12 protein-coding genes are annotated in these 10,510 nt (G+C 57.8%); 11 read left to right on the top strand and 1 reads right to left on the bottom strand.

The annotated features are described in order from the left end of the window. Positions 1–63: 63 nt before the first annotated feature. Together VGL70_25080 and VGL70_25075 are read left to right on the top strand one after the other, a co-directional pair. Positions 64–432, top strand: coding sequence for a hypothetical protein (locus VGL70_25080; protein ID HEY3306807.1), 369 nt, complete (start codon positions 64–66; stop codon positions 430–432). 509 nt (positions 433–941) lie between these two features. Continuing rightward, entirely contained in the window at positions 942–1,934 is a 993-nt protein-coding gene (locus VGL70_25075) for an ABC transporter substrate-binding protein (GenBank protein HEY3306806.1), read from the top strand. On the opposite strand, the gene VGL70_25070 is transcribed toward VGL70_25075, so the two are convergent. Continuing rightward, complete coding sequence (locus VGL70_25070) at positions 1,923–2,993, bottom strand: extracellular solute-binding protein (protein HEY3306805.1); 1,071 nt, start codon at positions 2,991–2,993, stop codon at positions 1,923–1,925. The two genes, VGL70_25075 and VGL70_25070, sit on opposite strands and share 12 nt — an antisense overlap. A 237-nt stretch (positions 2,994–3,230) precedes the next feature. Here VGL70_25070 and VGL70_25065 point away from each other — a divergent pair, with 237 nt between their 5' ends. From VGL70_25065 to VGL70_25025, 9 genes are all read left to right on the top strand, one after another. Next, positions 3,231–4,511 (top strand): hypothetical protein, encoded by a 1,281-nt coding sequence (locus tag VGL70_25065; GenBank protein HEY3306804.1) that lies wholly within the window; start codon positions 3,231–3,233, stop codon positions 4,509–4,511. Positions 4,512–4,581: 70 nt separating this feature from the next. After that, positions 4,582–5,484, top strand: a complete 903-nt coding sequence (locus VGL70_25060) for an alpha/beta hydrolase (protein HEY3306803.1) — start codon at positions 4,582–4,584, stop codon at positions 5,482–5,484. 54 nt (positions 5,485–5,538) lie between these two features. Beyond that, entirely contained in the window at positions 5,539–6,216 is a 678-nt protein-coding gene (locus tag VGL70_25055) for a DJ-1/PfpI family protein (GenBank protein HEY3306802.1), read from the top strand. A 134-nt stretch (positions 6,217–6,350) separates the two neighbouring features. Continuing rightward, positions 6,351–6,722 carry a DUF202 domain-containing protein gene (locus VGL70_25050; protein ID HEY3306801.1) on the top strand — a complete coding sequence of 124 codons (372 nt, stop codon included), beginning with the start codon at positions 6,351–6,353 and terminating at the stop codon, positions 6,720–6,722. Between the two features lie 86 nt (positions 6,723–6,808). Continuing rightward, positions 6,809–7,771, top strand: a complete 963-nt coding sequence (locus tag VGL70_25045) for an MBL fold metallo-hydrolase (protein ID HEY3306800.1) — start codon at positions 6,809–6,811, stop codon at positions 7,769–7,771. Between the two features lie 146 nt (positions 7,772–7,917). Then, positions 7,918–9,018, top strand: a complete 1,101-nt coding sequence (locus VGL70_25040; protein ID HEY3306799.1) for a glycosyl hydrolase — start codon at positions 7,918–7,920, stop codon at positions 9,016–9,018. 114 nt (positions 9,019–9,132) lie between these two features. After that, the gene (locus tag VGL70_25035; protein HEY3306798.1) at positions 9,133–9,627 is read left to right on the top strand and encodes a hypothetical protein; all 495 of its coding nucleotides are present in this window, start codon (positions 9,133–9,135) and stop codon (positions 9,625–9,627) included. Positions 9,628–9,764: 137 nt separating this feature from the next. After that, a complete protein-coding gene (locus VGL70_25030; GenBank protein ID HEY3306797.1) occupies positions 9,765–10,088 on the top strand; it encodes a type II toxin-antitoxin system RelE/ParE family toxin in 324 nt (107 codons plus the stop codon). After that, positions 10,085–10,378, top strand: a complete 294-nt coding sequence (locus VGL70_25025) for an XRE family transcriptional regulator (protein ID HEY3306796.1) — start codon at positions 10,085–10,087, stop codon at positions 10,376–10,378. Before VGL70_25030 ends, VGL70_25025 begins: the two co-directional genes overlap by 4 nt. Positions 10,379–10,510: the final 132 nt, after the last annotated feature.

Below are 10,510 nucleotides of genomic sequence, written 5' to 3'. Positions count from 1 at the left end.
TTTCGTTGACCGCGATATCGCCGCTTGATAACTTAGCGTTACTTCTTCGGGCCAAATAAAAAAATGATTCCGTATCAGGTTTACAAACTGATCCATTTGGTGGGCGTGTTGATGCTGTTCCTCTCGGTCGGCGGGCTTATCCTTGACACAATTCATGGAGCCGACCGGAAGCATCCGTGGCGCAAAGTGCTGCTCGTCACTCACGGCGTTGGAATCGTCCTGACCCTGGTCGCCGGTTTCGGGATGCTGGCGCGGATCGGCATCTATTGGTCGTGGCCGGGTTGGGTCGCCATCAAAGTTGGCGTTTGGGTTATTTTTGCGGCCCTTCCAGCGATCATCGTCCGGAACCCTTCCTGGACAAAAACTCTCTGGTGGACGGCCGTCGTTCTGGGAGGAATCGCGGCCTATCTGGCCGGTTATAAACCTTTCTGAAACTTTCGTTGACCGCGAATCGCCGCTTCATAGGTTGAGCCACTCAGGACGCGAGCGTTTTTTCATGCGACAAACTAACTTTGCCTTGCTTTGTTCCCGCCGTACCGCTACGCTGTCTTATGGATATAACGGTTCGTTTACCGGCCGAGCATATCGATCGGCTGCTTCAACATGCTCTCGAAGGCTCGCCGGTCAAAGAGATCCTCTCCAAAGCCATCGGTCCTAGTGACGGCAGCGGTAAAACGGCTCTGCACACGATTATCTGCGATTCGGCCGCTGTTGAAGCTCTGCAGCGACTGGCGTCTCGATGTTGCACGCCGGCCTTGACCATCATCAACCAGTCGATCGACGACTCTCGACCCTCTGAAGCACCACTCCCATCGCGACGATCACCGCGCCGCCGCTGATATTTGCGAGCTGAAAGACGGCGTTTTTCCGGAGCGCCTTTTCATCCAGTTTGACGCAGTTTCCAACTCATTGTATTTCATAGTCGGAGCCGAGGAGCGGCTATGATTCATCACGCGAAGAGAGAGATTATCTACTCCGTCGAGCATTTTTATCCGAAGCATCCGGGCCATCCGATCGCGCCGCTGACCGCCGAGCACCGCGGCTTCTTCCGCGCGGAGGGCTTTGCTTCCAGCACGCTCGCGATCGCCGGCGATGACACCGGCTCGATCGACCTGCTGCTCGCGGGAAAGACCGCGTTCAGCATGGACGCCCACCCGGCGATGGTGATCGAGGCGAACGCCCAGGGAAAAGACCTCTACATCATCGGCTCCTATCGCAACGGCCTTCCGTTCGGCATCGCCGCCCTGGCCGGTAGGGTCCGCCGGCCGTCCGACTTAAAGGGCAAGAAATTGGCCACAAACCGCCGCTTCGGCGCGGGCGAGCGCATGACGCGGGCGGCGTTTACAAGTCTCGGCCTCGATCCCGACAAAGATTTAGAGATCGTGCTGATCCACAACGAAGGCATGAGCGAGAAACTCGACGCGCTGAGAAAAGGCCGCGCCGATTTTTTGGTCTATCACTACAACAACCCGATGGGGCTCGACGTGAACCTCGCCGAAGGAGAGGTCGAAACGGTGTTGGATCTCTCCATGCTATTCCCCAACTACGTCGTGCGCTCGATGACGACGACGGGGCGCATGCTCCGCGAGCAGCCCGAAACCGTCAAGGCCTTTATCAAAGGCGTGATGCGCGCGCATCTCTTTATGAAAAATGAAGATCCGGCGGGCCGGGCGGTCATGGAAGTTCTCGCGCGGGCGCTCAACGTCGCTTCGCTCGAGGGAAGCGATATAGAGAGCGGGATCCCCAAAACCTGGTTCCTCGAACCGCAACAGGTGATCGCCAGCACGGAAGGCATCAAGTCGCACATCGAGGATCTCAAGGCCAAAGGCGGTCTCGATCCGCGCTACGGCATCGAACGAGTGGTGCGCAGCGAGCTGGCCCATCTTGCAGCGGCAGAGCTGAGACCACAATCTTCCGCGCGCTCAACGCCCTAGGAAAATCTGGCCGAACTCTTTGGCGGTCTGGTCGAGAATCGGCGCGATAAAATCGGCGTCCACAAGCAAGCTCTGTTTCTCGACCAACTCCGGGAATCTTTGCTTCACGCCTTTTCTGCCGACGACACGGCCGAACGTGGTGATCATCGACTGACCTTCCTCGGACAGCGCCCAGTCCATAAACAGCGCCGCGGCGTGCGGATGGGGCGCATGGCGCGCCAGCATGAGATCGTTGCCCTGCGCGAAGTAAGGATCGAGAATCACCTGATCGATGGGCGCGCCTCTGGCTTTCAAGTCCAGCACCGTGTGGCCCGACAGCACGATCGCCAGCGCGCGTTCTCCCGCCGTCAAAAGCTGGCTTTGCGCCGTGCGCCCGCGCACCATCCTCACATCCTGTTTCGCCAGGTTTCTCATGTATTGGAGTCCCTTGTCGCGGCCGAAGTGTTTGAGAAGCACGGCGAACCATTCGTACGCTTCGTCGTCGAGAAAGATGTTGCTCTTCCACTTCGGGTTGAGCAAGTCCTCGTAGGTTTTCGGCGCCTCGGCGCGTTTTACCATCTTGGTGTTGTAGCCGAGAACGATCGGGATGATATACAGAGAAGTAAAAAATCCCTCTTTGTCTTTGTAAGCGCCGGGGAAAGATTCACGCTGCGGGGAATGGTAGCGGTCGATGGCGCCGATCTTCTTGAGCGAGGATGCCTGCTCGGCCGAGCCGTTCGTCACGTCGAAAAGATGGTTGCCGGCGTTCATCTCGGTTTGGATTTTGATGACCTGGCGGTTCCCGGAAACGCGGTACGGGTTGACCTTGATGAATGGGTAGCGCTTTTGAAATACTTGAGCGAACGGATCGAGCTGCTGCGCTTGCAGCGAGCTGTAATAGGATACTTCGCCTTCGGCCTTGGCCTTTTCGAGCAGAGTTTTTTGCCGTAGCTCCGGCGTGAGCTTACTCAGTTTGGCCAGGACCTGGCCGGCCGTCTCGGGCGCGGCGCCGCCGAACGCGGCGGACGGCAAATAGGTTATCGAATGGAGCCACAGAGCTAGGACAATGATCTGCTTCATGGAACAACCCCCAGCACTCTATTCAGCCGATGTTTCCGCCGCGGCTCTCACTTACGCCCAACGGCGCCGCCCTGTCAAGTTCCCCGCCGCAAAATGAATCTCCCATGGCCGATCGATAATTATCCTTGACTGATTCGGGGCCATGAAGTATGCCTCGGGCTTACATAAGTCATAAGCTAACCGCGGCGATCGCGCGGCGGCAAAAATCGTGGATGAACTTTATAAAAAGGAGACGTCATGCGTTGTTTAATCGTCGGCGTAATATACGCGCTGCTCGCCGGCCCCACGTCGCTTTCTGCCGCACAAGACACGGCCAAGAAAACCTCAGAAAAAGAGCCCGAGCTCGTCATCGTCGGAAAAACTGAGGCCGGGAAAGCAAAGGAAGAGGCTAAGACCCAGGAAGGCGGCAAGTCAAAAGAAGAGGCTAAGCCAACGAAAGGCAGCAAACCAAAGGAAGAGACTAAGCCACGGGAACCGAGCAAGCCTAAGGACTTTCTCTTCAAACTGGGCGAAAGTCTACCGATCAAAGCGACCGGCTCGATGGTCGAGAAAATCGAGACGGAATGGAAAAAGACAAGCCAGAAACTGTCGCTATATTTTGACGGCGTGCGCATTGCCGAATTGAAATCTCCCCCCCAACAGGTCGCGGACAAGGAACTGCGCTTGATATTTCGCCTGGACCGCGACGCCAATGACGATGCAAGTCGCAAAGCATGGGATACTTTGTTCAAGAACAAGAATGAGTACGAGATGACGATAGAGCAGCCCGCCCTGGCCATAGGCGGCGATCTGCCTCTGGCCGTGCATTCCGACCATCCACTCAAGTTCTATGTCGCAACCGAATACGAAATCCTGGTAACCTTCGTGGTATGCCTGGCAATCCTAGGAATCGTCTACTGGATCTTGGTCAATAAAACAGACATGCTGCGCGATAGAGGCACGGGTTATTACAGCCTGGGCAAGAGCCAGATGGCTTTCTGGGGGCTGGTGGTCGTGCTGTCATTCGCCGGGGTCTGGTACTTGACGCGAACGATGGAGCGCATTCCGCCGCAGGTTCTCATTCTGATAGGCATCAGCGCTGCGACCGGGCTCGGCGCCATAGTGATCGGGAACAGCAAAAAAACCGCAAGTCAGACAAAGCTAGCCAAGAAGCAAGTCGACCTCGCCAAGCTCCAGGAGGAGGAGCAGCAGCTCCAGCAGCAACCAGCCAATGCCCCGGCGGCACAAATCCGCTTGGCGGCCATCCAACCCGAAATGAACGCGCTCGCGCAGGAGATCAACGATCTCTCCCAAGAGATCGCGCCCGGTCAATCCAGAGGTTTTTGGCGGGACATCTGCGACGACGGCAACGGGGCGAGTTTTCACCGTCTTCAGGTCGTCATCTGGACCGTCGTCCTGGGCGCGGTCTTCATTCAGAGCGTCGCACAGGTCATGTCGATGCCGGAATTTCCCGACACTTTGCTCTATTTGATGGGCATCAGCAACGGAACCTACATAGGGTTTAAATTTCCCGAGTAGGGTAATTCGAGGGGCCGGGGCTCGGGCGCTTTCTGAACGATCGCCCGCGCCAGCGCCCGGCTTTCGCTCCATGGCTCAGCAGGAGAGTCGCAAAATCCGCTTCGTTGAAGCCAGTCTCCTCACCATCGCCTACGAAGAGCGCGGACCGAGGGGCGGCTTTCCGGTTGTCCTCTTGCATGGATGGCCCGACGATGTCCGCACCTGGGACCGCGTGGCCGCCAAATTGAACGAGGCGGGTTTTCGCACGATCGCGCCGTATCTGCGCGGTTTCGGTCCCACGCAGTTTTGCGAAAAATCGACCATGCGGAGCGGCCAGTTGTCGGCGCTCGGCAGCGACGCGATCGAAATGGCGCAGGCGCTCGGCCTGGATCGCTTCGCCCTCGTCGGCCATGATTGGGGCGCGCGCGCCGCCTATATCGCGGCGACCGAGCTGAGCGAGCGCGTCACAAGGCTCGTCGCGATTGCCGTCGGCTACGGCACGAACAGCCCTGACCAGCAATTGGCGCTGACTCAAATCAAGAATTACTGGTATCACTGGTATTTTTCTTTGCCGCGCGGCATCGAGCTCGTGAAAAACGCGCGGCATGAGCTTGGCAAGTTCATGTGGAAGACGTGGTCGCCGGCGTGGCAATTCTCCGAGGCCGAGTACGCGGCAACCGCGGCTTCGTTCGAGAATCCCGATTGGGCGGACGTGACGATTCATTCCTATCGTCATCGCTGGGGCTACGCAGACGGTGATCCCCGCTATTCGGACTTGGAACACCGGTTGGCGCCGATACCGCCGGTGACGGTGCCGACGCTGGTCCTGCACGGCGAGATCGACGCCTGCAACGACCCCGCGACTTCCGCCGGCAAGGAAAAGTTTTTCACCAGCCGCTATGTACGCAAGGTGTTGCCCAACGTCGGCCACTTCCCGCAACGTGAAGATCCCGAACGAGTGGCCGGTGAGATTATCGTCTGGCTGCGGGATTGAGCCCGTTCTCGTCGTTCTCCCGATAGTGTAGGATACGCCGCGAGGAGACACACCATGATCATCGGCATGCTGATATTCCCGGACATGACGCAGCTTGACTTCACCGGTCCTTACGAAGTTTTTTCGCGACTGCCGGGGTGTGAAGTCAAAGTGATTGCGCATTCTTTACAACCCGTCGCCGCTAAAGGCGGATTGAAGTTCATTCCGGATACTCCGATCGATACGGCGCCGCCGCTCGAATTAATGTTTGTCCCCGGCGGTCCGGGCACCAGCGCAATAATGGAAGACCGCATAGTTCTCGAATTCCTGCGGCGGCAAGCGCAGCAGGCGAAGTATGTAACTTCGGTGTGCACCGGCGCTCTCGCCCTTGGGGCGGCGGGTTTGCTCAAAGGTTACCGCGCGACGACGCATTGGCTTTCTCTCGACCTGCTGCCGATCTTTGGCGCGATCGCCGTGACCGATCGAGTCGTGGTCGATCGCAATCGCATCACCGGCGGCGGCGTTACCGCGGGAATCGATTTTGCCCTGACGATCGTCGCCGAAACTTCGGGTGCCGACAGGGCAAAGGAAATCCAGCTGCTGATGGAGTACAATCCCGTGCCGCCCTTCGCTTGCGGTCACCCCGCAACGGCCGAGACCAGCATCGTCGATGAAGTGCGCCGTAAAACGTCCCGCGTGCAGTCTGCACGTCTGGAGCAAGCCAAGCGGGCCGCCAAGCTGTACTGCGAATAGACGCCTATCGGTCAAGCCAGGGAAATGAAATTGAACGCGACGCCGGTGCTCATTCTTCCAGTCGATTGGCTGGAAGGCAAAAAGTCATTGAAGGAGTTGCTGAACGAGAAAGGAAACTGATATTAAGAGAAGCCATGTCCGACTTGAACGACCCCAGGGTATTCTTCGCCGCCGAACGGACGCTGCTCGCCTGGACGCGCACGAGCCTCGCGCTGATGGCGTTCGGTTTCGTCATCGAGCGCTTTGGCTTGTTCATCCATATCTTTATGCCGCAAGCGGAACGGACGGTGCAGAGAGACGCCTCGCTCTGGGTCGGGGTGTCCTTTATTATGCTCGGGGCAGTCGTGGCGGTTTTGTCCGCAGTCCAGTACCGGAATGTCCTCAAGACGATGAAGCCGGTGGAAACTCCGGAAGGCTATTGGGTGAACCTCGGCACGTATAGTAATCTTATCCTGGCCGGCTTCGGCGTCTTAATCAGTGTCTACTTTTTCTCCGGGTTGCGTTGAGTGGACAGCCAAAAATGGTTGCAATAGAAGGGCCCCTGGTAATAAGCCAGGTCAGCAGGCGAAACCTACGAGAAGGAGGATACCCCATGATGAATAAGGTCATCTTTCAGAACCGGCATTTGGTCTTTTTGGTTTCGCTGGTGCTCCTGACACTTCCGAGTCAACCCGGACAGGCAGCCGAAGAGGGCAGCAAGGTTCCTCCGGTGGTCATGAAACAAGTCGCTCCTGATCTCTACTTCCATTTCGACTATGACTCATCCAACTCGATCATTTGGGTGACCGACGAAGGCGTGCTCGTGATCGACACCCGCTGGCACCCGCGCGGGGCCAAGGATCTGATTGAAAAAATTCGCAAGATCACGGACAAACCCATTCGCTGGGCCGTCGTGACCCAGGCCCACGGCGATCACTACCTGGGGAACCAGGTCTTCAAGGAGCAGGGCGCGATGATTGCAAGCCAGATCGATGCCGCCCGGAACATAGAAAAATATTTCGACAAAGACCTCGCAAGACGGGGAGCTTCCTTCAAACGATACGGTTTTAACCCGGCCGAGATCAAAATGACCCTGCCGGACGTGACCTTCGAGACGCAAATGAACATCAAGCTTGGCGGGAAGATAGCCCAGCTTGTTTACTTCGGCCCGGCCCAGGACCCGGGAGCTTCATTTATCTACTTCCCGCACGCGAAAGCGCTGGCGACCGGCGGGTCGTTCGCCAGGCAGAGCTGGGCCAATCCTATGTATACCCCCTCGGTGGACGGCTGGATTGCCGCGCTGCATAAGATCATGAAGATGGACGTGGACGTTTATCTGCCCGGCCATGGCGACGTCGGCACGAAGAAGGACGTTCAGGAGGCGATCGATTTTCTAGTCGACCTTCAGACGGCGGTCAAAGATGCGATCGCCAAGGGAATGAGCAAGGAGCAGGCGGCCAAGACTTTGCAGCTTCCAAAGTATAAAGACTGGCGCAACGCCGACCGCGGGGGGGACAACATCGCCGCGATGCACCATCTGTTGACGACGGGGAAGTCGGCCTACCTCGACCGCTGACGAAGGAAATATTCCGGCTCAGGGAAATATTCGGGGTCTGACTTCTATCAACCCTACGTGGCGCCCGGCGAAGTACGCTTGACGGCACAAAAATGACGAATTAGGGATTGGAATCGAACCCCGGATAAAAAAGAAAGGAGCGAGCCATGCCAATCTGTTTATCGCCGGGCGGCCAGATGACGACGGTGGGCGCTGCGCCTGAAGATACACTTCTCGTGGGCACGGTGGATGGAGTTTTTTCTTTTGCGCGGAGTGACGGGCCATGGACGCCGCGGGAGAAATCTCTCGCGGGCGAGCACATAAGCGCGCTCCTCTTCGAGCCGACGAGCCGCACATTGTTCGCCGGAACTTTCGGCGAGGCGCTTTACGCGAGCGACGACCTCGGACGCAATTGGGAGCGGCGCGACCGCGGGTTGGGCGGAAGAGAAATCTATTCGCTCGCGTGCCAACAACTTGCCGGACGGCCGCGCGTCTACGCCGGAACCCAGCCGGCGCATCTTTTTTACAGCGACGACCTGGGCAAAAACTGGACCGAGCTCTCCGGGCTGCGTGAGGTTCCGGGCGTGGAGAGATGGACGTTTCCCGGCCCGCCGCACCAGGCGCACGTGAAGAGCCTCGCGTTCGACGTCAAACAACCGGAAAAAATCTACGCGGCGGTCGAAGTCGGAGGTTTTCTCAAGAGCGAGGACGGCGGCAAGAGCTGGAAATCCGTCGCGGGTTTGAACCCCGACGCGCATCGCGTTGCGACGGCGCTTTCCGATCCGGGAAAAATTTATCTCGTGATGCCCACCACCAACTGCGGTCCGGAAGTCACGGCCGGAGTTTGCGTGAGCGCGGACGGCGGCGAAAGCTGGACGAGCTTAACGCCGAGAGATTTTCGGATCGGCTACGTCGATCCGCTCCTGATTCATCCGCACAACCGAAATCTCCTCTTCGTCGCCGGCGGCAAGACCGGCCCGGGCACATGGAGAAAACTGCACACGGCGGATTCGCGCATCGCGCGGAGCACGGATGGCGGCAAGAGCTGGGAGGTTTTGCACAACGGCCTGCCGGAACACATCCGTGGCAACGTCGAAGCGTTCTCGATGGACGTGTGGAACAGCGGCTTTGCGCTCTTCGCGGGCACGACCGACGGAGAAGTCTTCTACAGCGACGACGCCGGCGAAAGCTGGAACAAAATCATCCAGGGCATCGGCGCGGTCTCCAAGGCGTATCACTACCAGAACCTCGCCATGTCGGCGGCGTGAGCTGACTCTCGATCGGAACTACCACGTAAAGGAGTTCGCCACCCGGCGGACAAATTGGGATCTGGAAGGCTATAATGATATTAGACGGCTACGGGAACGACACGGACGCGGATCATGATCGTGGACTTCGATCTTGATTTTCTGAGGGCCGCAGCGGCCTTGGTGGACTCAAGTCTCGACCGGTTGCAGGCAGAGTCTCGCTCAAGCCCAGATCCGGATGCTTTTGGAATCTTCGATGAGGTTGAATACCTCGCGGGGTTTGGCTTCATCGCGTGCCAAACGTACGCTACCGCAGTGGTGAGCCGGAGCCAGCTCAAAGGTAACAAGCGTGAGGCTCTTGCGCGCGGTCCGAAGCATCGGACAGGCCAATCCATGGCCCAACTGGTAAATGCTGCCGCCAATCACTGGAAGCACAACCCTGAATGGGCTCTCGACGCACCCACAACTCAAGCCAAGCAAACGATCGAAGTGATTTCAAATCTTGGTGTCGATACCAACGATTCGTATCCAGTGGCAAATATGCTCCACGAGATACTTACCCCACATGAAGCTCGGTTCGAGAATCTCATACCGTTCCTTACGCAGTGGCGCGACGCGTTGCAGGGATGAAATCGCCGTCTAACCGCGCCTTGGAAAACGAACGCTCGCAAGCGTCGTTGCGCTCCTCTGCTCGCGCCGTTCAACGCGGACGTTTAGGCGTGTGGGGCACTTGCAAGTACATACGAATAGTCGTATAAGTTATCGCGATGAAGCCGACCCGCTTTCTCGGCACATCTCACCGTGATTTAGCGGGCTTTCCCGAGTTGGCGCGTCGACAAGCCGGATACGAGTTGTTCATGGTGCAAGTCGGGCGTGAACCAGCAGACTTCAAGCCGCTTCCGACCGTTGGATCTGGAGCCTACGAGATTCGGATACGAGATGCCGCCGGGGCGTTCCGCGTCGTGTACGTGGCCAAGTTCGAGGAAGCAGTTTATGTCTTGCACGCTTTTCAGAAGAAGACCCGAAAGACATCCCAGGCGGACATTGAGCTGGCAGTGCAGCGTTACAGGTTAATCGGAGAGCAGTCATGAAGAAAAAACAAGCACGGCAAGTGAAGGGCTCAAACAATGTGTTTCTTGATCTCGGCTTCCCACCGCATGAGGCCGCTGTGATGCTCCTGCGTTGCGAGCTGGCCGAAGCGCTCCGTAAATGGATGGACCGTGAGGCGATTACCCAGGCGGAAGCCGCCAAGCGCCTTGGCGTGGTCCAGCCCCGCATCTCCGAGATCGCGCGCAACAAGGTTGACAAGCTGTCTCTGGACTACCTCGTGGGCCTGTGCGCAAAGGCTGGTGTCTCAGTCGCCGTGAAATTGGCCGCCTGACTCGTCGCTTACGCAAATGAAGCGTCAGAAAAAGCAGTTTGTGATTTGCATCCGAAACGATGGCGCGGAAGATTTAGAGCCGCGGAAAGTTTACCGCGTCCTGCCCGACGCGCGAGCGGCAAAAGATGGGCT

It is taken from the genome of Candidatus Binatia bacterium (genome assembly GCA_036504975.1).
In the GTDB taxonomy this organism is placed as follows: domain Bacteria; phylum Desulfobacterota; class Binatia; order UBA9968; family UBA9968; genus JAJPJQ01.
Note: the sequence above shows the minus strand (reverse complement) of the source record. Positions and strands in the feature narration are given on the sequence as shown.